The sequence below is a fragment of the Azospirillum sp. INR13 genome (assembly GCF_015390205.1).
GTDB lineage: Bacteria > Pseudomonadota > Alphaproteobacteria > Azospirillales > Azospirillaceae > Azospirillum.
Map to the genome: position 1 here is coordinate 1 of NZ_VUOI01000046.1, position 25,519 is coordinate 25,519.

Sequence of the window (25,519 nt, forward strand, 5' to 3'; positions counted from 1 at the left end):
CCACAATGTGGTGATCCGTCCGCTGCCGGTCCGCGCCCAGACCACCGGAGGGACGACCGGAGGGGTGGCCGGAGGAGAGGCGCGCTGCCTGATCCAGGTGACCGACGTCACCGCGTCGGTCAACCGCGAGCGCGTCCTGCGCGAGCAGCGCGACGCCCGATACCGCGCCATCGTCGATACCGCTCCCGACGCCATTCTCACCACCGACACCCGCGGCATGGTGCAGTGGATGAACGGCGCCGCCACCCGCCAGTTCGACTACCGCTCGGAGGAGCTGATCGGGCAGAGCGTGACGGTGCTGCTTGGCGACGACGCGCCGGACTGGCTCGCCATGGCCGAGCACAGCGGACCGGGAAGTTCCGGCAGCCTGGACGCCGTCACCCAGCCCGTGGAACTGTCCGGACGGCGCCGCGACGGCAGCCACATCGACCTGGAACTGTCGATGGCGCGCTGGGAATCGGAAGGGCGCAGCTTCATCACCGGCATCCTGCGCGACATCACCGAACGCCGCCGCACCCGTGAGGAGCTGCGGGCCAGCGCGCTCGCCATGCGGCAACTGGCCGAGCAGACCAAGGCGACGCTGGATGCGCTGCCCGCCTTCATCGCCGTGCTCGATCGGTCCGGCCACATCGTCTCGGTCAACCGCGCCTGGGCGGAAGCTGGACCGGAGACGACCTTCCTCGGCCAGGGCTGCATCGTCGGCGACGATTACCTCCACCATTGCGGCAGGGGCCAGACCGCCGACCCGCGGGCGGACGACGTGATGGACGGCCTGCGCAGGCTGCTGAGCGACGGCGGGCCGCCGGTGTCGGCGGAATATGTCACCGGAAACCAGCACTGGTTCCGCTGCCTCGCCGCCCCCATGCCGGCCGGCCCCTTCGGCGGCACGGTGCTGATGCACATCGACGTGACGGAGATCAAGTCGATGGAGGCGGCACTGCGCAAGCTGGTCGGCCAGAAATCGACCCTGCTGCGCGAGGTCAACCACCGCGTCAAGAACAGCCTGCAGCTGGTGTCCAGCCTCCTGACCCTGCAGACCCTCAGCCTGCCGGACGAAGGCGTGCGGGTACATTTCCAGGACGCCCGCAGCCGCATCGAGGCGATCGCCCGCGTCCACAACCGGCTCTATCAGGCCGACCAGTTCCAGACCATCGAGTTCGGCACCTACCTGAACGAGCTGTGCGAGGATCTGGCCCGCGCCTCGGGCGGTGAGAGCATGTGCGACATCGTCGTGCGGTCCGAGGTCATCGATCTGCCGATCGACCACGCCGCACCGCTGGGCCTGATCGCGAACGAGCTGATCACCAACGCGGTGAAACATCGCGGAGGCGGACCGGCACGGGTGACGGTCACTTTCCGGCGCGAGGACGCCGACCTGTCCCTGACCGTATCGGACCGCGGTCCGGGGCTGCCGTCCAACTTCGACATCCGCAAGAGCCGCAGCCTGGGCATGCGCCTGATTTCCAGCCTCGCCGGCCAGATCCGGGCCAGCGTGGACATCGACACCACCCCGCAGGGGACCACGTTCCGGATCGAGCTTCCGGTGCCCGACGCGGTGCCGCTGCTGGAAGCGTCCTCCGCCGAGGAGATCGACGGATGAAGATCCTGCTGGTGGAGGACGAGGTGCTGATCGCGCTGGAACAGCAGCTCTACCTTGAATCCGTCGGCCACAGCGTCATCGGCCCCGCCGTCACTGCGATGGAGGCGGTGGAGATGGCCGAAACCGACAAGCCGGACCTGGCGCTGGTCGACGTGCATCTGGGCATGGGCACCAACGGCATAGACGCCGCACGCGGCTTGAACGCGCTCGGCGTGCCCTGCCTGTTCATCACGTCGTTCCGCGACGAGTTGAAGAAGGACGGCCCCCTCACCGGCATCGGCTGCCTGCCCAAGCCCTTCACCGAAAGCGGCCTCCTCGCCGCCGTCGACGTCGCCCGCGCGATCCTGGCGGGGGAGACGCCTCGCAACGTCCCGCAGACGATGGAGTTGTTCGTGTGACGATCATTCAACTGCAGGCGGGCGCCGCAGGGACTCGATGCGAGCCCCCTACAGCAGGCGGCGCACGGACTGGATGTCGAAGGTTCCGCCGACAGTGCTTGTGATGATCTGCGCCCAAATCTGCCACTGGCCGTTGACACGTACACCGATGACGGTGGATTGGCCGGCTCCGCCTTCCACCAAGCGATAGTCGTTGCGCAGGTAGCGCCCGGCATAGCCCGACAGCGACTGAAGCATCGCTCCGTTGTCGGTTGCCCCGTTCGCGTCCTGAATGTTGTGGTGGGCGACCCGGACGATGCCATTTCCGGCGCTCCAGCCGAAGGAGCAGCCGTTCATCATGGCATTGAAGAACAGACTGGCATTGGCCCCGATCGTCAACGAGTATCCACTGTCCACCTTCCACGGCAGGAAGTAGGCCGTGCCGTCGCCGCCACCGTCCGGCTCAACCTGATACATGCGGCCGTCAGTGTACCAACCGTAAAGATTTCCTCGATACCTGACAGTCACTGCGTCGACATGTTCGACACTGAAATGATGCGGCCGGTGGGCGCCGACACCGACTGTCGCTCCATCATATTGCCGACTCCAGTCACCCGCACTGATGCCGTCCGGCATGTAAAAGGTAACGACGTTTTGCCTCAGGAACGCTCCCGGATCGTTGGCGAGCGGTTGCGCAATCACATTGGCTTGAACGATCGGCATATTGTCCTCGTGCTGACTGTTGCAGAACGGGAAGCACACGGAAGCGTGTGGAGCGTCGATGCGCCGTTCTCAAAAGTAGTACAGAGGCACTTTGTTTGTGGAAAGGACAACGTTTCGCCCGTTCGGATATTTTTGGTCGCGATGACTGGGAAACAGGCGCGGCGCGCGAACCGACGCGCCGGCCGGGACGATCAGGCCTTGGCGGGCCTGTCTCGTCGATTTCACGAAAATGATGGGACGGAACCGCTGGTCAGCGCCGTTTGGACGGCACTCCTTTGAAGGCGGTTCCCTTGGCGGGCACACCTTTGAAAGTGGTCTGCCGCGGCTGAGCCCCAGCAGGCGGCACCACGCGGCGACCCTGGCCGGCCTGCTGGGTCAGGAAGGTCTTGCCCCCCTTCTCCCGCGGCTTGGCGGTGGCCCCGACCGGCTGCCATGCCGGGATCAGCTGCTCCTCGCCCGGTCCGATCAGATCCTCGCGGCCCATGCGCTTCAACGCCTCGCGCAGGATCGGCCAGTTCTCCGGATCGTGGTAGCGCAGGAAGGCCTTGTGCAGGCGGCGCTGCTTCAGCCCCTTGGCCGACGACACCACCTCCGACCCGACGCGGCGGACCGGGCGCAGCGGATTGCGCTCGCTGTGGTACATGGCGGTCGCCAGCGACATCGGCGAGGGCAGGAAGGTCTGCACCTGATCCGCCTTGAAGCCGTTCCGCTTCAGCCACAGCGCGAGGTTCATCATGTCCTCGTCCGTGGTACCGGGATGGGCGGCGATGAAGTAGGGGATCAGGTAGAGCTTCTTGCCCGCCTCCTTCGCCGCCTTGTCGAACATCCGCTTGAACTCGTCATAGGCGCCCATGCCGGGCTTCATCATCTTCGCCAGCGGACCCGGCTCGGTGTGTTCAGGCGCGATCTTCAGGTAGCCGCCGACATGGTGGGTCACCAGCTCCTTGACATACTCCGGGTTGCGGACGGCGAGGTCATAGCGCAGGCCGGACGCGATGTGGATCTTCTTCACCCCCGGCACCGCGCGGGCCTTGCGGTAGAGCTGCACCAGCGACGAGTGATCGGTGTTCAGGTTTTTGCAGATGTCCGGGAAGACGCAGGACGGGCGCCGGCAGACCGACTCTGTCTCCTTGTCCTTGCAGGCGAGGCGGTACATGTTGGCGGTCGGCCCGCCCATGTCGGAAATGACCCCGGTAAAGCCCTTGGTCTTGTCGCGGATATGCTCGATCTCGCGCAGGATCGACCCTTCGGACCGGCTCTGGATGATGCGCCCCTCATGCTCGGTGATCGAGCAGAAGGAACAGCCGCCGAAGCACCCCCGCATGATGTTGACGGAAAATCGGATCATCTCCCAGGCCGGAATGCGCGCATCGCCATAGGACGGGTGCGGCGCCCGTGCGTAGGGCAGGTCGTAGACGCCGTCCATCTCGTTGGTTTCCAACGGGATCGGCGGCGGGTTCAGCCAGACGTCGCGGTCGCCGTGGCGCTGGACCAGCGCGCGGGCGTTGCCGGGGTTGCTCTCCTGGTGCAGCACGCGGCTGGCATGGGCGTAGAGCGCCTTGTCGGCGGTCACCTGCTCGAAGCTGGGCAGGCGCACCGCCATGCGGTCGGCCCCGGCGGCGCGCGGCGACACCGGGGCCGACGGATCGTCGATGGAGCTGCTGTCGACCACCGTCCAGCCTTCCGGCAGGGAAGACCGCATGATGGCGGTGCCGCGGATGTCGGTCATCGCCTTGGGCGACTCCCCCTTCAGCGCACGCTGGGCGATCTCGATGATGGCGCGTTCGGCGTTGCCGTAGACCAGCATGTCCGCCTTGGAATCGACCAGGACGGAGCGGCGGATCTTCTCGCTCCAATGGTCGTACTGGGCGATGCGGCGCAACGACGCCTCGATGCCGCCCAACACGATGGGAACGTCCTTGAAGGCTTCGCGGCAACGCTGGGAATAGACGATGACGGCGCGGTCCGGCCGCTTGCCGCCCTCGTCGTTCGGGGTGTAGCTGTCGTTGTGGCGCAGGCGGCGGTCGGCCGTGTAGTGGTTGACCATCGAATCCATGTTGCCGCCGGTCACGCCCCAGAACAGCCGCGGCTTGCCCAGGATCTTGAACGGCTCCGCACTGCTCCAGTCCGGCTGGGCGATGATGCCGACGCGCAGGCCCTGCGATTCCAGCAGACGGCCGATGATCGCCATGCCGAAGCTGGGATGGTCGACATAGGCGTCGCCGGTGACGACGATGACGTCGCACTGGTCCCAGCCCAGCCGGTCCATTTCCGCACGCGACATCGGCAGGAAGGATGCGGCCTTGGGGCGCACGCTCCGGTCCGGGCGGTGGGCGAACAGGTTGGGGGCCGCGAGCATCGCGTTCTCCGGGTCTCAGCTGTCGATGCGGATGGAAGCCGACAGTCTTACCCTGTCGGCCCGCAAATTCCCACCGCTGATAACGCAGCGGAGCAATGGGACATTGTGCGGGATTACCGGCAGCTATGTGGGACGCCCCACAGCCGGTGCAAGGGTTGCCAGTGGGCAAGCGGGTGGGGAAGAGGGCAGGGAAGGGGCGCGCCGGTCAGGCCGCAGCGCCGTCCGCCTCTTCCGCCCGGCCGTTGCGCCGCGCCACCACCCAGCCGATCACCGCTCCCACCAGCAGAACCAGCGCCGCGCTGATGAAGGCCGCGCCCGAATGGGGAAACAGCGGCTCGGCCGCGACGGAGGCGGAATAGACCGCTCCGAAGAAGACCGGCGCCACGATGCCGGCAACACTCGCCACGCTCATGTTGGCGCCCTGCAACTGGCCCTGTTCGGAGGGGGAGACCCGCTGCGTCATCAGCGACTGGATGGTCGGCATCGCCAGCCCCCACAGCGCGTTCGGCAGGATGGCCAGCGCGAACCAGCCGCCGTCCGGCGCCAGACCCATGCAGGTCAGCCCGCCGGCCCCGCCGAACAGGCCGACCACCATCGTGCCGCGGTCGCCCAGCCACTTCACCATGCGCGACACGACCAACCCCTGCATGACCATGTCCAGCGCCCCGACCACCGCCAGAAGAAGCCCGACGTCCCAGGCGCTCCAGCCGTACCGATGCGCGGCATAGAGCACGAAGACCGCCGGGAAGACATTGTGGGAGAAATGCAGCATGAAATTGACCAGGGCCAGCCCCGACAGCTCGGAGTGGGACCGCAGCAGGCGCAGCGCACCGAACGGATTGGCCCGGCGCCAGGAAAAGGCCATCCGGTTTTCCACCGCCAGCGATTCCGGCAGAACGGCCAGACCGTAGAGGAAGGCCAGCCCGCTGAGCGCCCCGGCCGCCCAGAAGGGCGCGCGCGGCGACAGCTCTCCCAACACCCCGCCCAGGAGGGGGCCGGCAATGAATCCGGCGCTGAACGCGGCGCCGATCAGGCCATAGGCCCGCGCCCGATGCTCCGGCGGCGTCACGTCGGCCATATAGGCGAACACCGTGGTGAAGCTGGAAGAGGTGATGCCGGCGATCGCCCGGCCGACCACCAGCCACCACATGTTCGGCGCCACCGCGATCAGCACGTAATCCACCGCCAGCCCCAGCGCCGACAGCAGGATCACCGGCCGCCTCCCGAAACGGTCCGAAAGCGAACCGATCACCGGAGAGCAGAAGAACTGCATCAGCGCCCACAGCGCCACCAGCGCGCCGTTGATGGTGCCGGCCTGCGCATTGGGTCCGGCGAACTCCTCGATCAGCGCCGGCAGCACCGGAATGACGATGCCCATCGCGACGATGTCGAGCGCTGCGGTGACCAGAATGAAAGCGATCGCGGCCTTGCGCGGCCGAAGAACGGGAGACATGGAGCAACCTTGCAAAACACGACGGATGAAATCGCCCGAACCGGACGGAAGACGCGGCGCCGGCCAAATCGGCAGCCGGAACGGAATCGGGCAGGGAAGCGTGATCATAGGCGGCAAGCGGCCGGTTGTGAAGCGAAATATATCCGACTGCGGATGTATTTCCGGTCGGTACGCAGATGACCTGCTTTGCCATCGGATTTTATGTGATGCGAACCTGTTCAAGCTACGAATGGCTGCGTTTCATGGAATCGGCTTGCCAGGCGCCACCATTGGCAAAATCATATTTGCGCGGTGCCGCTTACCCGGTGGCACAGAAGGAGGACGCTCGCCATGGGGAGGGTCAAACTTTCCTTTTGGGGCCTGCTGGCGCTGTTGACCGTGCTGTGGCTCTCCGCCGATGCCTCGGTACTCCAATGGACCGGCTATTTTCCATTCCGCTCCAGCATGGTCCAGTACAGCGGCGTGATTGCCATCGGCTGCATGAGCGTCGCCATGATCCTGGCGCTGCGCCCCCGCTGGCCCGAGACGTGGTTCGGCGGCCTCGACAAGATGTACCGCCTGCACAAATGGCTGGGCATCGGCGCTCTCGTCTTCGCAATCGCCCACTGGCTTTGGGCGCAGGGAACGAAATGGGCGGTTGGCTGGGGCTGGCTGGACCGGCCGCGGCGTGGCCCGCGTGCCCCGTTGGAGAACCCTGTCGCTCAGTCGCTCATGGACCTTCGCGGCACCGCGGAGGCGATCGGCGAATGGGCGTTCTACGCCGCCCTGGTGCTGATCTCGCTTGCACTCATCAAGAGGGTGCCCTACCGGCTGTTCTTCAAGATGCACCGGCTGCTGGCGATCACCTATCTGGTGCTGGTGTTCCACACCGTCGTGCTCACCGACTTCGCTTACTGGACTGCGCCCATCGGCTGGCTCCTGGGGGTGCTGCTTGCCGGCGGCACATGGGCCGCCGTCGTGGCTCTGCTGGGCCGCATCGGCGCCGACCGGCGGGTTTCGGGGACCATCGGCGTGCTCCACCACTATCCGGCTCTGCGCGTGATCGAGGCTGAGATCGACGTGCCGCAGGGATGGCCGGGGCACAAGGCGGGCCAGTTCGCCTTCGCCACGTCGGACGCGGCGGAGGGCGCGCATCCCTACACCATCGCCTCGGCCTGGAACGAGGCCGAGCACCGCATCACCTTCGTGATCAAGGCATTGGGCGACCACACGAGGCGCCTGCGGGAAAGGCTGCGGATCGGCCAAGCGGTGACGGTCGAGGGACCATACGGCTGCTTCACCTTCGATGACGACTGTCCTCGCCAGATCTGGGTGGGTGGCGGCATCGGCGTGACGCCCTTCATCGCGCGCATGAAGTACCTGGCGATGCAGCACGGGCGACCGCCGCAAACCATCCACTTCTTCCACACCACGCGCGACTATGACGAGGACGCGATCGCCAAGCTCACGACCGACGCAACGGCCGCAGGGGTAAGCCTCCACATTCTGATCGATGGCCGCGACGGTCGCCTGACCGGCGAGCGCATTCGCGCGGCAGTGCCGGACTGGCGCAACGCCGCCATCTGGTTCTGCGGCCCGACAGGCTTCGGGCAGGCTCTGCGGCAGGATTTCGCGGCCCAGGGACTGCAGGTGGAGCAGCGCTTCCACCAGGAGCTTTTCGAAATGCGGTGATCGACCGTCATTCCTCCAGGGCGCGCTCGATCCGCCGGTCCGGCACCAGCCACAGCAGGATCACCGACACGTAGAGCAGGATGGACAGCGACTGCAAGACGAAGGCCGTGGGGATGGCCATGGCGTAGAACGCCATGCTGATCTTGCCCTTCAGGTCGGAGCCGACGGCTCGCGCCACCGCCGAATCGCTGCCGCCGCAGGCGATGATCGCCCGATCGGTCAGGCCGTAACCGACCGCCGCCATGCCGAGGCGCCGGCGAAGCCGGGGAAGACGACATTGCCGGTCATGTTGGCGGTGAAGACCTTGCCCAGGCCGAGAACGCTGATGGCATCGACCAGCCCCGTCGTCACCGACAGAAGCAGCAGAAGCCAAGGCAGGGGGAGTTGCCGGGTGCGGCCGGTGCGGACATGGCTGTCGCTTTTCCATTGTTTCCGGTGGGTGAAGCGACAGCATCGGTCATCGCCGCAACGGCGGTCTTGTCGGTTCAAGGCCGGCTTGGAAAATTCTGCACATCTTTCCGACACGGCAACGCGATTAATCGGCAGCGCACTGACGGTTTGATCTTGCGGGTGGATTTATGACACATAATGGCTGTTATGGAAATAAATAGAGGCATCTCACTCTGGTCATTGCATTCAGCATCCCTTATGAATAATCGGCCGGCAGACGCGCCGCGACGATGATGCCCGAGGCATCCGACTCAAGAAAATCCTTCACGCCGCAGCCGTTCCCGCCGTCACAGTCGGCGGCCCGATCCTACCCCATTTGAGACTCGCAAGAAAGGCGGCGGTTGAGTGAACCGCCGCCTTGAACAGCTTCCAGCATGTAGCCCAACGACATTTCCCGCCGATCCTCCCCATGGTGGGAAGGACCGGCGGGGCAAATGCCTCAGCCGAACCGGCCGGTGATGTATTCGGACGTCTTTTCCTTGGTCGGGTTGGTGAAGATCTCTTCCGTGTTCCCGAACTCGATCAGTTCGCCCAGATACATGAAGGCGGTGAAGTTGGAGATGCGGGCCGCCTGCTGCATGTTGTGGGTGACGATGGCGATGCAGTAGTCGGAGCGCAGCTCGTCCACCAGTTCCTCGCACTTGGCGGTGGAGATGGGATCGAGCGCCGAGGTCGGCTCGTCCAGCAGCAGGACCGACGGCTTGACCGCGATGGCGCGGGCGATGCACAGGCGCTGCTGCTGACCGCCGGACAGGCTCATGCCGTTCTGGCGCAGCTTGTCCTTCACCTCCTCCCACAGGGCGGCGCGGCGCAGCGAGAACTCCACCCGCTCGTCCATCTCGGCACGGGACAGCTTCTCGTACAGCTTCACGCCGAAGGCGATGTTGTCGTAGATCGACATCGGGAAGGGCGTCGGCTTCTGGAACACCATGCCGACGCGGGCACGCAGCAGGTTCAGATCCTGCTTGGGCGACAGGATGTTGACGCCGTCCAGCATGACCTCGCCGGTCGCAACCTGCTTGGGATAGAGATCGTACATCCGGTTCAGGATGCGCAGCAGGGTCGACTTGCCGCAGCCAGACGGGCCGATGAAGGCGGTGACCTGACGATCGTACAGCGGCAGCGAAACGTCTTTCAGCGCCCGGTAGCCGTCATAGAAGAAGTCCAGGTTGCGGATGGTGATCTTCTCGGGCAGGCCGGCACCGGCGATGGGTCGGTCGGCACCGGCGCCGGGGATCATGCCGGGGGGCATCGCGTGGCTTCCGTGGGCGGGGCTGTTGGCGTCCATGTGGGTCATCGTCATGGTTACTTTCTCGTCGAGCCGAGACCGGCCAGCAGCCGGGCGCCGATGTTGAGGAGCAGGATGGCGACCGTGATCAGCAGCGCGCCGCCCCAGGCCAGCTGGCGCCAGTCCTCATAGGGAGACATCGCGTACTGGAAGATGACCACCGGCAGGTTGGCCATCGGCGCGTTCATGTCCGCGCTCCAGAACTGGTTGTTCAGGGCGGTGAAGAGCAGAGGGGCCGTCTCGCCGCTGATGCGGGCGATCGCCAGCAGGACGCCGGTGATCATGCCGTTGCGGGCGGCGCGGTAGGCGACCATGGTGATCACCTTCCACTGCGGCGCGCCAAGGGCGGCCGCGGCCTCGCGCAGGCTGTTGGGCACCAGCTTCAGCATGTCCTCGGTCGTGCGGACCACGACGGGGATGACGATGACCGCCAGGGCCATGGCACCCGCCCAGGCCGAGAAATGGCCCATGCGGATGACCATCACCTCGTACACGAACAGGCCGACCATGATCGACGGCGCGCTGAGCAGCACGTCGTTGATGAAGCGGACCACCTCGGCCAGCTTGCGGTCGCGGCCGAATTCGGCGAGGTAGGTGCCGGCCATGATGCCGATCGGCGTGCCGACCAGGGTGGCGACCGTGGTCATGATGACGCTGCCGAAGATGGCGTTCAGCAGGCCGCCCTCGCCGCCCGGCGGCGGCGTGTTCTCGGTGAACAGGGCGATGTTGATCGCCGACAGCCCGTTGTAGAGCAGCGTCCACAGGATGGCGACCAGCCAGAACAGGCCGAAGCCGGCGGCACTCAGCGCCAGGGTCAGCGCCACCTTGTTGACGATGCGGCGGCGGTTGTACAGGCCGCCGGCCGGAGCGGCCAGCGTCGCGGAAGTTGACATGCTCATGGCCTCAGACTCCGGCCTGGCGCTGCAGGCGCAGCAGCATCAGCTTGGCGATCGACAGCACGGCGAAGGTGATCAGGAACAGGATCAGGCCCAGCGCCACCAGCGAGGCGGTGTAGACGTCGCCGACCGCCTCGGTGAATTCGTTGGCGATGGAGGCCGAGATCGTCGTGCCCGGCGCCATGATGGAGGAGCTGATGCGGTGCGCGTTGCCGATGACGAAGGTGACCGCCATCGTCTCGCCCAGCGCGCGGCCCAGCCCCAGCATGACGCCGCCCATCACGCCGGTGCGGGTGTAGGGCAGCACCACGTTCCACACCACTTCCCAGGTGGTGGCGCCCAGCCCGTAGGCGGATTCGCGCACCATCGGCGGCACCGTCTCGAAGACGTCGCGGGTGATGGAGGTGATGAAGGGCAGCACCATGATGCCCAGGATCAGGCCCGCGGTCAGGATGCCGATGCCGTAGGGCGGACCCATGAACAGGTTGCCGATTCCGGGAACCTGTCCCACCGTGTTGATCAGGAAGGGCTGGATGGTCGACTGCATGAAGGGGGCGAAGACGAACAGGCCCCAGATGCCGTAGATGATGCTGGGGATGCCGGCCAGCAGCTCGATCGCGACGCCGAGCGGTCGCTTGAGCCAGGCCGGGCACATCTCGGTGATGAACAGCGCGATGCCGAAGCTGACCGGAATGCCGACAGCCATGGCGATGACCGAGGTGATCAGCGTGCCGTAAATGGGGGCGAGCGCGCCGAATTCCTCCGACACCGGGTTCCAGACTTCGGTCGTGACGAACCCGAAGCCGAACGCGCGCAGCGCCGGAAGCGCGCCGTCGATGAGAGAAACCGTGACGCCGCCCAGGATGAACAGGACGAGCAGCGCGAAAAAGAGCGTGGCGTTGCGGAAAGCCGCATCCTGCAGGCGCTGGCGGCGGGCCCGTCGGGCGGTGGAAGCGTGTGCGTCGGTCAAGGTCAGCGCGATCTCGGTCATGGCCGCTCCGTGAGGCGTGCGGTGGGGTCGGCGAAATTTCCGTCCCCACCGGCGGATCATGCCCCCGGGGCGCGCCATCTGCCGGCGCATCCCGGGGTCGGGTTGGCCGTGGTTACTTGGCCGACGCAGTCCAGATCGGCTTGCCGTCGGCCTGGATCGACTGCGTCCAGGTCTTCTCGACCAAGGAGACGACGGCCTCCGGCATCGGGACATAGTCCAGATCGGTGGCCATCTTGGCGCCGTTCTTGTAGGCCCAGTCGAAGAACTTCAGCGCTTCGGCCGAAATCGCGACATCCTGCGGGTTCTTGTACATCAGGATGAAGCTGGCACCGGTGATCGGCCAGCTCTCCGCACCCGGCTCGTCCGTCAGAATGACGTAATAGCCCTTGGAGTTGGCCCAGTCGGCGTTCGCCGCGGCGGCCTGGAAGGCCTCGATCTTCGGAACGACGGTCTTGCCGTCCTTGTTCTGCAGGCCGACATACGTGATGTTGTTCTGCTTGGCGTAGGCGTATTCGACGTAGCCGATCGAGCCGACCGTCTGCGTGACCATGTTGGCCACGCCTTCGTTGCCCTTGGCGCCGATGCCGGCCGGCCACTGCACGGAGGAGTTGGCGCCGATCTGGGTCTTGAACTTCGGACTGGTCTTCGACAGGTAGTCGGTGAACAGGAAATTGGTGCCCGACCCGTCGGAGCGGTAGACCGGGGCGATGGCGGTGTTCGGCAGATTGACGTCCGGGTTCAGCGCCTTGATCTGCGGATCGTTCCACTTGGTGATCTCGCCCATGTAGATGTTGGCGAGAACCGTGCCCGACAGCTTGACCTCGCCCGACTTCAGACCCTTCAGGTTCACGACGGGAACGACGCCGCCCATGATCATCGGGAACTGGATCAGGCCGGCCTGCTCCAGCTCTTCCGGCTTCAGCGGCATGTCCGAGGCGCCGAAGGTGACCGTCTTGGCCTTGATCTGCTTGATGCCGCCGCCCGAACCGATCGACTGGTAGTTCAGGCCCGTGCCCGTCTCCTTCTTGTAGGCGTCGGCCCACTTGGCATAGATCGGGTACGGGAAGGTGGCGCCGGCGCCGGAGATGTCGGCGGCCGAGGCGGCCGACAGCGGGGCGACCGACACGGACAGAACGGCCAGGGCACCGAAGGCGGCGCAGCGAACGAACGCCGAGGTCATGGTTTTCACGGCAAAACTCCCGATAGGTTTGGACGGTGTCGTTGGGTCTGGGAAAATCCCGGCCTTCGCCGGAGGTCGTAACCCGCCTTCTTCGTCGCGGTGACCATAGCCACCGCTGGTGACGGGTTTGTTTTGTTTACGTGTCAGTTTTATGAAACCGACCCGTTCTAGCCGGCTTTGCGATGGTCATCGCGCCGCCCGGATTTCCTGGAGGAACAGATGCACGGCGGAGCCGAGGCTGGTCGCCTCGTGCGACAGGCTTTCCGCCACCTGCAGCACGTCGCCGGCCTGGGCACGCACCTTGGCCGCGGCCTCCGACAGGCCGGCGACATGGTCCGACGCGGCCTGCGTGCCCACCGCGACCCGGTGGGAGCTGTCGACGATGCTCGACGTGATGGTCGCCTGCTCCTCCACCGCCGCGGCGATGGCCGAGGCATTGGATTCGATGCGCTGGACGCTGCCGGTCATGGTCGCCACCACCTCCGCCGTCTGGCGGCTGGCCGCCTGGGTCGCGGCGATCTGGCGGGCGATCTCGGCGGTGGCCTGGGCGGTCTGGCCGGCAAGTGCCTTCACCTCCCCGGCGACCACCGCGAAACCGCGGCCCATCTCCCCTGCCCTCGCCGCCTCGATGGTGGCGTTCAGCGCCAGCAGGTTGGTCTGGCCGGCGATCTCGTCGATCAGCCCGACCACGGTGCCGATCTCCCCCGCCGTGCTCGACAGGTCGGCGACGGTGGCCTTGACCTGCTCCGCCCCGGCGGCGGTGTCGCCGATGATGCGGGCCGATTCGCCGGTGCGCTTGCTGATCTCGGCAATCGACTGCGAGATCTCCGAGGCGGCGGTCGCCACCTGTTGGATTCCGGCCGCCATCTCGCCGGACAGCTGCATCGCGGCCTCGGCGCGGTCGTTGGCGTTGGCGGCGATGTCGGTCAGCGAGCGGGCGCGCGCCGCCATCAGGCGGGCGGCGTCGGCCAGCGTCTCGACGCTGCTCAGCACGTTGCTTTCGAACTGGTCGGCGATCTCCAGCATGCTGGTCCGGCGGGCCGAGGCGGCGTTGCGGCGTTCGATCTCCACCTTCTCGTGCGCCTCTTCCATGGCGCGGGCGTTGGCGATGAAGACGAACAGAGCGCGGGCCATGTCGGTGATCTCGTCGTTGCCGTCGGCCCTCTGCTCCACCGTCAGGTCGCCGCCGGCCACCCGGCGCATGGCGTCGGCAAGCGCCTCCATCCGGCCGACGACGCGGCGCCCGACATAGAGGGAGACGATCAGCCCGGCCAGCAGCACGCCGGCCGTCGCCAGCAGGATCTGCACCTGGTTGGTGCGCTCCAGCGCGGCATGGGCGGCGGACGCGCCGGCGGCCGTCGCCTGCTCGGCCGACTGGACCAGCCCGTCGACCATCCCGGTCAGCGCGGCGCCGGTGCTGCGGTTGTTGTCGATCAGCGCGGCATTCTCGGCATAGGCCGCCAGTTCGCCACCGCGCAGCGCCAGGATGCCGTCGTCGCCGAAGCCCAGCACCAGCAGCCGATCGGCCAGCCGGCGGACCTCTGCCCCCAGATCGCCTTGCGACTCCTGCAACGACTTGCGGATCGTCGCGGCCAACGGGTCCAGCGTACGGCGCGCTGCCGCCAGACGGGCCGGCGTTTCCGCGTTGCCGGCCTCGGCCAGCTTGCCGGCCAGCAGGTTGGCGTCGGCCATCAGGCCGCTCAGCACGGTGTAGCGCTGCTGGGCCTCCGGGACCACGTTGGTGGAGAGATCCTGCATCCGCTCCGCGATGGCGTTCCCTGCCTCGGCGATGCGCCCGCGGGAGTTCAGCATCAGCGGCAGCATGCGGCTGTTGGCGTCGCGGTCCAGCCGGACGATCTCATCGACCGCGGCGGCCTGGGACTCAGCCAGCTTGTGCGCTTCCGCCTCCCCGATGCCGGGGGTCAGCTGGCGGACGCGGCGGGTGTAGACGCTCTTGTCGCCGTCGCCGTAGGCCGACAGCTCGTTGATCGTCGCGACGACGGGAGCGGCCGCCTCGCTCTTCGCCAGCGGGCGCAGGGCGCCCTGCAGGTCGGACAGCGCCGAATCGAAGTCGGTGGACAGCGACATCACCTTGGACCGGTCGGTCTCGAAGGCGCCGATCAGCAGCGCCTTGGCCAGCGCCGCCTCCGCGCCGCGCAGCTGGAACAGCGGGATGACCGTCTGCCCCAACTCGCCGCCGATCGCCTCGGAGGATTGCGAGGTCGCCTCCACCATCGCGGCGATCGCCTGGGCAAGCTGTTCACGCGACGCCTGCATGTCCGGCTTCAGCGCCGCCAGCAGCCGGGCATGGGCGTCGCTCAACTCCGCCAGCCGGGCGCTGCGCTGTTCCTGCAGGCTCAGCCGGCGGCCGGTCGCCGCGCCCAGCGCGTCGATGGTGCCCAAAAGCGAACGGGCGGTGGCCGCCAGCTCGCCCATGCGGCCGATATCGCCATGCCCATCGGCCAGCCGGGCAAGCTGACCGTCCAGTTCCGCGCGCTGCGCCGCCATGGCACTGCGCACTCGGGTCAAATCCTCCTCCGACGATGCGGCGTCGATCAGCGGTCCCAGCGCCAGCACCCGCGCCGTGGTGGTGGCGAGGCCGTGCGCGGCGCTCAGCACCGGCACCTGCGTTCCAGTGATGTCGGCGACATGGCCCCGGACCGCGCCGTAGGACATCCAGCCGACGACCGCCGCGAGGCAGGGCAGTGCCGCCACGGTGCCGAAGGCGATCAGCATTTTCGACTTGATGCCGGATCGCCGGCGCTGGTCGGCGCGATCTGCCATGTGGGCCACCCGTGGTCTGGAGGTTGTCCGCACCGGACCCGCGGTTCTCCGCAGGCCGGCCGACGCCATGGGTAGCCCCTCTCATTGTCTGTTTGGGTGACGCTTCGATGAAGTTTTCGCGACGCACAATCGAAATATCGCTGCGCTCGCGAAATCACCGGCCCCAACGATGGTCGATGGCCGACCATTGGCCAGCCATGGTGAATCGAACGTAAACAGCGCTGCGAAGCAAAAGCGGCGCCCGCTGGGGTCAGGCGCCGCTTTATTACGCGTCTTCAGGGCATGACATTCGTCTTATTGCGGGCGTCACACCGGCGGTGCGGTGCGTCGCAGGCTGTCGCGGTCCGCCGCCTTGTCGAACCAGGACGCAAGCGCCGGGCGGCCTTGGCGCCAGTCCTCGTGGCTGAAACGGAAATCGAGATAGCCGAGCGCCGCCAGCACGGCGAGCGTGCCGATGGTGGCCTCGCCGGCCAGCGCCGCCGCGTCGGCCTCCAGCAGGTCGAGCGCGCGGGCGACCGCCTTGCGCTGGCGTTCCATCCAGCCTTCCGATTTTTCGCCATCGGGGCGCATGGACTCCAGACGGCGGAGGATGGCGGCGTCGCAGATGCCGTCGGCGATCGCCTGGAACCGAAGCGCGGTCCAGCGTGCCGGCCCTGCCGGCGGGAACAGCGGCGCCCGGTCGCCGAGCGAATCGAGATACTCGACGATGACCGGGCTGTCGAACAGGGTGGTGCCATCCTCCAGCGTCAGGGCGGGAACCTTGCCCAATGGATTTTCCTTGGGCAGGTCGGTCTCGGCCGACCACGGATCGGTCGCCACCCGCACCACCCGATCCTCCAGCCCGCGTTCGATGACGACCATCATCACCTTGCGCACATAGGGCGAGGTGGGGCTCCAGCGCAGCTTCAACATGGACGTTCCTTCGGTGGTGTCGGTTTACGGAGGCTCCGCCCCGCATCCTGCCACCGAACCGCCCGCCGGGGGAGCACTCGATGGACAGAGCCGTGGGAAGGTTTTGCGCCCCGCTCCCGGCCGCCTCGGTCCTGCCGGATCCGCTTTGGCTTGCAACGCTTCGCCTTTGCCGTCATTTGCTGACATCGGCCGGTTGGGCCGGGGTGCAGCGTGGACAGGCCGGGGGCGGGCGCATGAAGGTGATCATCTGTGGGGCGGGGCAGGTCGGGGCCAGCATCGCGCGGCACCTCGCGCTGGAAGACAACGACATCACGGTGATCGACACCTCGACCGAGCTGGCGCAGCGGATGGACGAGAGCCATGACGTGCGCGGGATGGTCGGTTATGCCTCGCACCCGGATGTGCTGGCCCAGGCGGGGGCGCGGGATGCCGACATGCTGATCGCCGTCACCCATTCCGACGAGGTCAACATGGTGGCCTGCGAGGTCGCCCATTCGGTGTTCAACATCCCGCTGCGCATCGCCCGCATCCGCAAGCAGGCCTATCTGCAGCCGGAATGGGCGGCGATGTTCTCCGCTCAGCATCTGGCGATCAGCGTGGTCATCTCGCCGGAGGTGGAGATCGCCCACAGCATCGCGCGCCGCCTGCGCTCCCCCGGCGCGTTCGAGATGGTGCCGCTCGCCGACGGAAAGGTGCACCTGATCGGCGTCCACTGCACCAACAGCTCGCCCCTGCTCAACACGCCGCTGCGCCGCCTGACCGAAATGTTCCCGGACGTGCGCGCGGCCGTGCTGGCGGTCTTCCGCGACGGCGCCGGCTTCGTGCCCAAGGGGAACGACCAGCTGCGGCTGGGCGACGACGTGCATCTGGTGTGCCGCACCGCCGACATCGTCCGCGTCGTCGCCCTGTTCGGCCACAGCGAGGCGCCGGCCCGCCGTCTGGTCATCGCCGGCGGCGGCAATGTCGGCTTCAACCTGGCGCAGATCGTCGAGCGCCACATGCGCGGCATCTCCATCAAGATGATCGAGGGCAACGCGGCGCGGGCGGAGCTGATCTCCCGCTCGCTGCGCTCCAGCACGGTCGTGCTGAACGGCGACGCGCTGGACCACGAGATCCTGGAGGAGGCGCAGGTCGGCCGGGCCGAGACCATCGTCGCCGTCACCAACGACGACGAGACCAACGTCTTCACCTCGCTGCTGGCCAAGCGCGCCGGCTGCGGGCGGGCGATCACGCTGCTGAACAAGACGTCCTACGCGCCGATCGTCGCCGGGCTGGGGATGGACGTGGTGGTCAACCCGGCGGCGGTCACCGTGTCCTCGATCCTGCGCCATGTCCGGCGCGGGCGGGTCGCGGCGGTGCAGACCATCGGCGACAATTTCGGCGAGGTGGTGGAGGCCGAGGCGCTGGAGACCTCGCGCGCGGTCAGCGGCCCCATCGGGTCCATCGGCCTGCCGGCCGGCATGATGATCGGCGCGCTGGTCCGCGGCGGGGAGGTCATCATCCCGACCAGCCAGACGGCGATCGAGCCGCATGACCGCGTCATCGTGATGGCCACCGCCGATCTGGTGCGCAAGGTCGAAAAGCTGTTCGCGGTCGGGCTGGAATTCTTCTGATCGGCCTTACGGCCCTGCCCGACACGTCATCCCCTTCCCGCCGCCGCCCACTCCCCCGACCAGAGACATCATGCGAATTTCAGGCCGATCCTGTTCATCGTCTCCATCGTGCTGCTGGCGCTTGCCGCGACGATGCTGATTCCGGCCGCGGTCGATTTCGCCTATGGCAATCCGGACGCCGGGGTCTTCCTCTATTCGGCCGCCTTCACCGGCGCCTGCGGCCTTGCGCTGGCGCTCGGCACCCGATGTCCCCTGCATGGCGGATTGTCGCTGAGGCAGGCTTTCCTGCTGACGCCGCTGACCTGGACCAGCACCGCGGCCTTCGCCGCCCTGCCCTTCCAGTTCGGCCATTTTCCGGATCTGTCGCTGAACTACGCCAACGCCTTCTTCGAAACCATGTCGGGACTGACCACCACCGGATCGACGGTGCTGGTCGGACTGGACCGGACGACGGAGGGCATCCTGCTGTGGCGGGCGCTGCTGCAATGGATGGGCGGCATCGGCATCATCGGCGTCGCCATCGCGGTTCTGCCGGCGCTGCGGGTGGGCGGCATGCAACTGTTCCGCACCGAATCCTCCGACCGGTCGCAGAAGGTGCTGCCGCGCGCCCAGCAGATCGCCAAGGCGATCTCCGCAGTCTATATCGGGCTGACGGTGATCTGCGGGGTCTCCTACTGGCTGGCCGGGATGACGCCGTTCGAGGCGGTGGTGCATGCGCTGAGCAGCCTGTCGACCGGCGGATTCTCCACCTCCGACAGTTCCATCGGGCATTTCGAAAGTCCGGTCCTGCATTGGCTGGTGACGCTGTTCATGCTGCTGGGCAGCCTGCCCTTCGTGCTGTATGTCCGTACCCTGACCGGCCAGCGCGACGCGCTGTGGAAGGACAGCCAGGTGCGCACATATCTGGGCTTCCTGGCCGCGGTGATCCTGCCGCTCAGCATCTGGCTGGCGCTGAAGCACGGGCACGACTTCGACGACGCCCTGCGGCTGGTGGCCTTCAACGTGGTGTCGGTCGTCACCACCACCGGCTATGCCTATACCGATTACAGCCAATGGGGAAATCTGGCGGTCGGAGTGTTTTTCGGGCTGACCTTCATCGGCGGCTGCACCGGCTCGACCACCGGCGGGATCAAGATCTTCCGGTTCGAAGTGATGGTAACGGTGCTGCGCACCCACTTCCTTCACCTGATCTATCCCCGCGGCGTCTTTCCGCGCCAGTACGGCAACCGGCGGCTGGACGACGACGTGCTGGGATCGGTGATCGTCTTCTTCGCTCTGTTCTTCACCGCCTACAGCTTGATCACCATCGCACTGATGGCCCTGGGGCTGGACTTCATCACCAGCGCCAGCGCCGCGGTGACCGCGCTGGCGAATGTGGGGCCGGGTCTGGGCGACGTCATCGGCCCGGCCGGCACCTTCTCGTCCCTGCCGGATTCGGCGAAATGGCTGCTGTCGCTGGCGATGCTGCTGGGCCGGCTGGAGCTGTTCACCGTGCTGGTGCTGTTCATGCCCCAGTTCTGGCGGGGCTGAGGGGCCGGCCGGAACCGGCCCCTTTCCGCGTTTATTCGTCCGGATTGCGGTTGGCCGCATGTTCCTGCAGCTGTTCGGTCTGCACGGTCTTGCTGTCCAGCCCGCGGGCATCGGAATGACGGGACTTGTCGCGGTTCGACAGCACTTCATTGTCGCCGATGGAGCCGGCGGGCAGGTCGGTGGTGGCACCGGTACCGGTGCCCTTGCCCTGTCCGCTGGGGCTCATGTGCTTCTTGCTGGCGTTCGCCATCCTTGCTTACTCCATCGGTTGGCCGGGGCCGCCGGGAAGTGGCTTCCCGGCGCCGCTCGGCTGGTGTCGGTTCAAATCCGCCGGATAGCCTTACTGCGGGTTGCGCGGCTGGGTGCTGTCCAGGCTGTTGGCGGTGCCGTGGGCGGCGTCGTTCTTCATGTCGCCGCCCTTGTTCATGGTGCCGTGGTCGACGTTGCTGCGTTCCCCGTTGCGCTGGCCCAGCGAGACGGTGTTGTCGTCGTACTTGAACTCCGCCATCTGCTTGACCTGATCCTCGGTCACCTGCCGGGCGACGATGCGGTCGCCATCGGCGTTCAGCAGGGTGTAGTCCAGGGCGACCTGCTTGGCGCCGATGCCCAGAATGCCGCCGCGGTCCAGGATCACCTGGGTGGCCTTGCCCGACTGCGCGTCGAGGATGATGTCGGCGACATCGCCCAGCTTGCCGCCGTCCTCGCCATAGACGGCCTTGCCCATCATGGTCTCGAAGCTGGTGCCTTGCTGGGCGGCGGCGGCGGCGGTGGAGGCCCCGGCGGAGGCCCCGGCGGAGGCCCCGGCGGAGGCGACGTTCGGGCGCAGGTCGCGGACCTGGCGCAGATGCTGCTCCAGGGTCGGCAGGGTCTGTTCGGCGAAGCGTTTCAGGTCGGCGTCCTGGCCTTTCTCGGCCTGGGTGCGGAACAGGGTGACGGCGGTCTGGTGGGCGTCGATCTGGCCCTGCAGATAGGCGGAATCGAACTGTTCGCCCTGTTGGCCGCGCAGCTGGTCAAGCTTCTGCTGGTGTTCGGAATCGAGCTTGGTCGGCAGCGTCATCGACTTCTGCTGGGCCATCGCCTTCATGGCTTCCGACGTCTTGGTGTGGTCGGCCACCATGTGGTTGCCGAACTGCTTGACGCCATTGTCCTTGGCATGGTCCTGCGCCAGCTTGCCGGCCTGGATCTCGAACATGTCGCTCATCGCGGCCTTCTCGGCGAAGGTCATGTCCTGCTGCGACAGTTGTCCCTTCTCGGTCACGGTCTTCTGCGGCGTCGGCGTCTGGGCCAGCGACAGCGCCGGCGCGGAGAACAGGATCAGGGCGGCGGTGGCGAGAAGATGATGGCGTTTCATGGCGGCGGTTCCTGCGATTGCGATTGCATGGTTGCCGGTGCGCGTTCATCCGGGGCCTTCCGGCCGGGCCGAAGCACCGTTCTTCCCCTTTTCAACCGCCGACTGCGGCCGTCGTTCCCGCCATCATTCCCGCCATCGCTCCCAGCCGCCGGGGCGATGCGGACAGGCTCTCCGGATCGTCCGGGGTGCCGCACTTGCGTTGAGTACCGGAGTAGTGCGGCGCGCCGGGGGTATAGCCGAATGCGCGCTCGGCCTAGGCCACGTGTCCGGGGCAAGAAAGGACGGCTTATGTCCCTGGTACGGAGGCCAGTTTGCTTCGTGACGCCCGCCATGTCCTGAACGGCACCCATATCGATTGCGACCTGTGCGTGATCGGCGGGGGCGCCGCCGGCCTGACCATCGCGCGCGAGCTGGCCGGCAGTTCCTGCAGCGTCGTCCTGCTCGAAGGCGGCGGACTGGAGGTCGAGGGCATCTCCCAGGCGCTGTATGCCGGCCGCAACGTCGGCTTGCCGTATGAGCGGCTGACCACCGCGCGCAGCCGCTATCTGGGCGGCAGCACCAACTGCTGGGGCGGATTCTCCCGCCCGCTGGAGCCGGGCGATTTTGCCGAACGGCCCTGGATCCCCGACAGCGGATGGCCGATCCCGCGCGAGACGATGATGCCCTATTACGAGCGCTCGCAGAGCGTGCTGGGCCTGGGTCCGTTCGACTACGACAATGATTTCTGGATGGAGAAGATAGGCGGGCCGAAGGCGGCGCTGTTGCCGGTGGAAGACGAGGACGGGGACGGCTTCGAAAACCGGCTCGCCCAGCTCAGCCCGCCGATCCGCATGGGCGAGGCGTACCGTGCCGAGATCGGGCGCGCCGCCAACATCACCGCCTTCCTCAACGCCAACGTCACCGGCCTGGACACCAACCCGACCGCCACCGCGGTGGAACGGGTGCAGGTCCGCACGCTGGACGGCCCGAGCTTCACCGTCGGCGCCCGGCTGTTCGTGCTGGGCTGCGGCGGCATCGAGAATGCGCGCATCCTGCTGCTGTCCAACAAGGTGCAGGCGGCGGGGCTGGGCAACGGCAACGATCTCGTCGGCCGCTACTTCGCAGACCATCCGCGCTTCAAGACACCGCCGATCCGCCTGACCCAGCAGGGGCGGCACCGCACGCTCTACGACGTCAGCCTGTGCCTGGCGCGGCGGCGGCTGCGCCGTCCGCACCCGTCGGTGGCACTGGCGCTGTCGCCGACCGCGGAGCTGCAGGAACGCCACGCGCTGCCCAATTCCCGCACATATCTGGTCGCCTCCTACCATTCGGGGGCGCTGGACGCCTTCAAGGCGATGCGCGACCTGCGGCTCCTGCCCTCGCGCCACAGCTGCCGGCGCTTCGGCGTGTCGGAGGACGAGGCGGTGAGCCTGCTGCGCAATGCCGGCCCGCGCATCCTGCGCAGCATGCCGCAGCTCGCCCACGCCCTGTTCGACAGCATCATCGATCCGGGCTGGCTGTCCCGGCGCTTCACCCTGGAAACGGTGCTGGAGCCCGTCCCCAACCCCGACAGCCGGGTGACGCTGGACCATGCCACCGACCCGTTCGGCTGCAACCTGCCGCGGGTGGACTGGCGGCTGACCGAGCAGGACCGACGGGGCGCGGCCGAGACCCAGCGCCTGCTGCGCGAGGATCTGCTGCGCCGCGGCCTGATCGAAACGGACGGGCCGCAGGACGAGCCCGCAGAAGCGACGATGGCGGATGTCGGCTGGTGCTGGCACCACATGGGCACGACGCGCATGCACGAATCGCCGCGTCACGGCGTGGTCGATGCGGAAGGCCGCGTGCATGGCGTCGGAAACCTCTACATCGCCGGCAGTTCCGTCTTCCCCACCATGGGCGCCGACCACCCGACCATGACCATCGTGGCGCTGGCCCTGAGAATGACCGACCGCATCCTCGCCATGCTGCAGGACGAACGGAGCAGTCCGCCTGCCCCCGCGGTCGCCGCCTCGCTTTGAGCGGGGCGGCGAAGTCCTATATTTCCTCTCCCTGCGGAGAGGAACCGACCGATGGACCTGTTCGACGATGTTCCGGCCCCTTCCCCGGAAGGGCTTCCGCCGACTGCCGGACCGTTGCCCGACATCGTGGCGCCGGGGCTCGACTGCCTGTTCGTGGGCTTCAACCCCGGCCTGCGGTCGGGCGCCCCTCGGCCACCATTATGCCGGGCGCGGCAACCAGTTCTGGCGCCTGCTGCATGAGGCCGGGCTGACCCCGCGCCTCTACCGGCCGGAGGAGGACGCCACCCCTGCGGCCATCGGTCTGGGCTCCACCAACCTCGTCGCCCGCGCTACCGCCAGCGCCGCCGAACTGTCGCGGGCGGAATTGCGCGGCGGGGTGCCGCGGCTGGCACGCATCGTCGCCTTCGTCCGGCCGCGGGTGCTGGCCTATACCGGCAAGGGGGTCTATCTGGCGGCGACCGGCCTGCCGGATGCGCCGTGGGGCGTGCAGGAGCGCCCCCTGTTCGACGGCGTCGCCGACGTGTGGTGCCGTCGCCGAGCGGCCTCGCCCGCCTGCCCCTTCGAGGAAAAGCTGCGCTGGTTCCGCGAGGTGCGGGCGGAGATCGACCGGCGGCGGCCCGCCGCCGTCGCAATTCCTGGCTAGTCGGTAGAGATAACTGTCCGAACGGGGAGTACCGGCCGGGAGTTGGCGGCTGCGGGGGCAATCCCCCTGTCCCGGCAAATCTCCGGGAAAGGCAAGGATACGGAATCGGCCCTGAGCCATGCTGTGCGCCGCATGACCGCCATCGACCGCCACAGCACCCCACACGATCCATTGTCCGCGCCGGAGACCGATATGGTCGCCCGGCGGCTGCGCCGCCGCCATTGGACGGTGCTGGCGCTGGGCCGTCCCCGCTGCTGGCCGGGGTGCTGGGCGCCGCCTGCTACCTGACGGCGCTGACGACACCCACTGTGACGGCGCCCAGCACGGCGACCGCAGCGGCGGACCCCTGGGGACCGCGCCTTCCCAGGCCGTCCCTGCCGGCCATCCAGTCCCAGCGACTCGCCTGGCTTCTGCGCATCGAGCCGTCACACAAAAAAGAACCGGCGGAGACCTCCGTCCCCGCCGGTCCGTTTCGGGTCGATCCCGCGGTAAAGCTGCTGGTGGACCAGGGTTGGCCCGGCCGCCGGCCGACGGCGATTCCCGCCGCGACCAAGACGGTCAGCATCGCCCCATCCCCGCAACTCACCTCGGCCCAGCCAGTCCCCGCCCAACTAAAGGCGGAGACCAAGACGGCTTCGCCTTAGCGGGTCCCTCTCAGCTGACGATGCCGCTGCGGCTGAAGGGCAGCGTCTGCTGCGGCTGGCCGGTCACCGAGAAGACGGCGTTGGCCACCGCGGGCGCGGCGGTCGGGACACCGGGCTCGCCGGCGCCGGTCGGCCGTTCGCCGGACGGCACGATGTGCACCTCCACCGCCGGCATGTCCGACATCCGCATCGGCAGGTAGCTGTCGAAGTTGGCCTGATCCACCACGCCGTCGGTCATGGTGATCTCGCCGCGCAGCGCATGGCCGATGCCCCAGCCGGTGCCACCCTCCATCTGCGCCTTCACCACGTCGGGGTTGATGACCCGGCCGCAGTCGATGGCGACGACGACCCGGTCGACCTTGACCTGCCCTTGGCGTCGACCGTCACGTCGGCGACATGGGCGACATAGGTGTTGAAGCTCTCATGCACGGCGACGCCGCGGCCCTTGCCCTGCGGCATGGGCTGGCCCCAGCCGGCCTTTTCCGCCGCCAGCTTCAGCACGCCGGCCAGACGCGGATGGTCCTTCAGCATCTCCAGCCGGAAGGCCACCGGATCCTTGCCTGCCGCCTTGGCGAGCCGGTCGATCATCACCTCCTTGGAATAGGCGGTGTGGGTGTGCCCGACCGACCGCCACCACAGGGTGGTGACCGGCGAGGCGACGGTGTGGGCGTCGACCGCCAGATTCGGCACGGCATAGGCCATGTCCGAGGCGCCCTCGACCATCGTCGCGTCGACGCCGTTCTTGACCATCACCGCCTCGAACGGCGTGCCGGCCATGAAGCTCTGGCCGACGATGCGCTGCTTCCAGGCGACCAGGGCGCCCTTGGCATCCACCGCCGCCTTGATCCGGTGCAGGAACAGCGGGCGGTAGCGGCCGCCCTTGATGTCGTCCTCGCGCGTCCAGACCAGATGCACCGGCGCCTTGGGATAGGCCTTGGCGATCATCACCGCCTCGGCGATGTAGTCGGCGTTGGTGGTGGCGCGCCGGCCGAAGCTGCCGCCGGCCCACTGGGTCTCGATCTTCACCTGTTCCGGCTTGCAGCCCAGGATGTGG

The 25,519-nt window shown here is 67.4% G+C and carries 23 protein-coding genes; 8 read left to right on the forward strand and 15 right to left on the reverse strand.

Features of this window, described 5'->3' with window-relative positions:
* The coding region (locus F1643_RS20355) for a sensor histidine kinase (protein ID WP_194915101.1) at window positions 1-1,600 on the forward strand (1,600 nt) is incomplete at its 5' end.
* Complete coding sequence (locus tag F1643_RS20360; RefSeq protein WP_194915102.1) at window positions 1,597-1,998, forward strand: response regulator; 402 nt, start codon at window positions 1,597-1,599, stop codon at window positions 1,996-1,998. The genes F1643_RS20355 and F1643_RS20360, both read left to right, overlap by 4 nt.
* 48 nt (window positions 1,999-2,046) lie before the next feature.
* Here the strand turns inward: F1643_RS20360 and F1643_RS20365 are convergent, their stop codons facing one another.
* From F1643_RS20365 to F1643_RS20375, 3 genes are all read right to left on the reverse strand, one after another.
* Window positions 2,047-2,700 (reverse strand): hypothetical protein, encoded by a 654-nt coding sequence (locus F1643_RS20365; protein ID WP_194915103.1) that lies wholly within the window; start codon window positions 2,698-2,700, stop codon window positions 2,047-2,049.
* A gap of 250 nt (window positions 2,701-2,950) precedes the next feature.
* A complete protein-coding gene (locus F1643_RS20370; protein WP_255543114.1) occupies window positions 2,951-5,059 on the reverse strand; it encodes a YgiQ family radical SAM protein in 2,109 nt (702 codons plus the stop codon).
* A 205-nt stretch (window positions 5,060-5,264) separates the two neighbouring features.
* The gene (locus tag F1643_RS20375; protein ID WP_194915104.1) at window positions 5,265-6,512 is read right to left on the reverse strand and encodes a TCR/Tet family MFS transporter; all 1,248 of its coding nucleotides are present in this window, start codon (window positions 6,510-6,512) and stop codon (window positions 5,265-5,267) included.
* 330 nt (window positions 6,513-6,842) lie between these two features.
* On the opposite strand from F1643_RS20375, the gene F1643_RS20380 reads away from it, so the two are divergent.
* Window positions 6,843-8,183, forward strand: a complete 1,341-nt coding sequence (locus F1643_RS20380; protein WP_194915105.1) for a ferric reductase-like transmembrane domain-containing protein — start codon at window positions 6,843-6,845, stop codon at window positions 8,181-8,183.
* A 7-nt stretch (window positions 8,184-8,190) separates the two neighbouring features.
* Here F1643_RS20380 and F1643_RS20385 read toward each other — a convergent pair whose 3' ends face one another.
* From F1643_RS20385 to F1643_RS20420, 8 genes are all read right to left on the reverse strand, one after another.
* Window positions 8,191-8,427, reverse strand: coding sequence for a hypothetical protein (locus tag F1643_RS20385; RefSeq protein ID WP_194915106.1), 237 nt, complete (start codon window positions 8,425-8,427; stop codon window positions 8,191-8,193).
* The gene (locus tag F1643_RS24130; protein WP_255543115.1) at window positions 8,403-8,672 is read right to left on the reverse strand and encodes a DUF1275 family protein; all 270 of its coding nucleotides are present in this window, start codon (window positions 8,670-8,672) and stop codon (window positions 8,403-8,405) included. The genes F1643_RS20385 and F1643_RS24130 overlap by 25 nt, the downstream gene beginning before the upstream one ends.
* A gap of 400 nt (window positions 8,673-9,072) precedes the next feature.
* Window positions 9,073-9,885: a phosphate ABC transporter ATP-binding protein PstB gene (gene pstB / locus F1643_RS20395; protein WP_194915122.1), complete on the reverse strand. Its 813-nt coding sequence runs from the start codon at window positions 9,883-9,885 to the stop codon at window positions 9,073-9,075.
* Window positions 9,886-9,938: 53 nt separating this feature from the next.
* Complete coding sequence (gene pstA, locus F1643_RS20400; protein ID WP_194915107.1) at window positions 9,939-10,820, reverse strand: phosphate ABC transporter permease PstA; 882 nt, start codon at window positions 10,818-10,820, stop codon at window positions 9,939-9,941.
* Window positions 10,821-10,824: 4 nt separating this feature from the next.
* Complete coding sequence (pstC, locus tag F1643_RS20405) at window positions 10,825-11,808, reverse strand: phosphate ABC transporter permease subunit PstC (RefSeq protein ID WP_194915109.1); 984 nt, start codon at window positions 11,806-11,808, stop codon at window positions 10,825-10,827.
* A 112-nt stretch (window positions 11,809-11,920) separates the two neighbouring features.
* Complete coding sequence (gene pstS / locus F1643_RS20410; RefSeq protein ID WP_194915125.1) at window positions 11,921-12,988, reverse strand: phosphate ABC transporter substrate-binding protein PstS; 1,068 nt, start codon at window positions 12,986-12,988, stop codon at window positions 11,921-11,923.
* 186 nt (window positions 12,989-13,174) lie between these two features.
* Complete coding sequence (locus F1643_RS20415; RefSeq protein ID WP_255543116.1) at window positions 13,175-15,772, reverse strand: methyl-accepting chemotaxis protein; 2,598 nt, start codon at window positions 15,770-15,772, stop codon at window positions 13,175-13,177.
* Between the two features lie 306 nt (window positions 15,773-16,078).
* Window positions 16,079-16,684 (reverse strand): glutathione S-transferase N-terminal domain-containing protein, encoded by a 606-nt coding sequence (locus F1643_RS20420; RefSeq protein ID WP_194915111.1) that lies wholly within the window; start codon window positions 16,682-16,684, stop codon window positions 16,079-16,081.
* Window positions 16,685-16,917: 233 nt separating this feature from the next.
* Here F1643_RS20420 and trkA point away from each other — a divergent pair, with 233 nt between their 5' ends.
* Window positions 16,918-18,297: a Trk system potassium transporter TrkA gene (trkA, locus tag F1643_RS20425; RefSeq protein WP_194915112.1), complete on the forward strand. Its 1,380-nt coding sequence runs from the start codon at window positions 16,918-16,920 to the stop codon at window positions 18,295-18,297.
* Between the two features lie 108 nt (window positions 18,298-18,405).
* On the forward strand, window positions 18,406-19,827 hold the full coding sequence (locus F1643_RS20430; RefSeq protein ID WP_370540731.1) for a TrkH family potassium uptake protein: 1,422 nt from the start codon (window positions 18,406-18,408) through the stop codon (window positions 19,825-19,827).
* 31 nt (window positions 19,828-19,858) lie between these two features.
* On the opposite strand, the gene F1643_RS20435 is transcribed toward F1643_RS20430, so the two are convergent.
* Complete coding sequence (locus F1643_RS20435) at window positions 19,859-20,077, reverse strand: hypothetical protein (RefSeq protein ID WP_194915113.1); 219 nt, start codon at window positions 20,075-20,077, stop codon at window positions 19,859-19,861.
* A gap of 90 nt (window positions 20,078-20,167) precedes the next feature.
* Complete coding sequence (locus F1643_RS20440) at window positions 20,168-21,178, reverse strand: DUF4142 domain-containing protein (protein ID WP_194915115.1); 1,011 nt, start codon at window positions 21,176-21,178, stop codon at window positions 20,168-20,170.
* Window positions 21,179-21,489: 311 nt separating this feature from the next.
* Here F1643_RS20440 and F1643_RS20445 point away from each other — a divergent pair, with 311 nt between their 5' ends.
* The 3 genes from F1643_RS20445 (at window position 21,490) to F1643_RS20455 (ending at window position 24,465) form a co-directional block, all read left to right on the forward strand.
* A complete protein-coding gene (locus F1643_RS20445) occupies window positions 21,490-23,178 on the forward strand; it encodes a GMC oxidoreductase (protein WP_194915117.1) in 1,689 nt (562 codons plus the stop codon).
* Window positions 23,179-23,245: 67 nt separating this feature from the next.
* A complete protein-coding gene (locus F1643_RS20450; RefSeq protein ID WP_255543117.1) occupies window positions 23,246-23,821 on the forward strand; it encodes a mismatch-specific DNA-glycosylase in 576 nt (191 codons plus the stop codon).
* Window positions 23,822-24,042: 221 nt separating this feature from the next.
* Entirely contained in the window at window positions 24,043-24,465 is a 423-nt protein-coding gene (locus F1643_RS20455) for a hypothetical protein (protein ID WP_194915119.1), read from the forward strand.
* Window positions 24,466-24,475: 10 nt separating this feature from the next.
* Here the strand turns inward: F1643_RS20455 and F1643_RS24135 are convergent, their stop codons facing one another.
* Both F1643_RS24135 and F1643_RS20460 read right to left on the reverse strand, forming a co-directional pair.
* Window positions 24,476-24,802: a molybdopterin cofactor-binding domain-containing protein gene (locus F1643_RS24135; protein WP_370540733.1), complete on the reverse strand. Its 327-nt coding sequence runs from the start codon at window positions 24,800-24,802 to the stop codon at window positions 24,476-24,478.
* The coding region (locus tag F1643_RS20460) for a molybdopterin cofactor-binding domain-containing protein (RefSeq protein WP_370540732.1) at window positions 24,766-25,519 on the reverse strand (754 nt) is incomplete at its 5' end. The genes F1643_RS20460 and F1643_RS24135, both read right to left, overlap by 37 nt.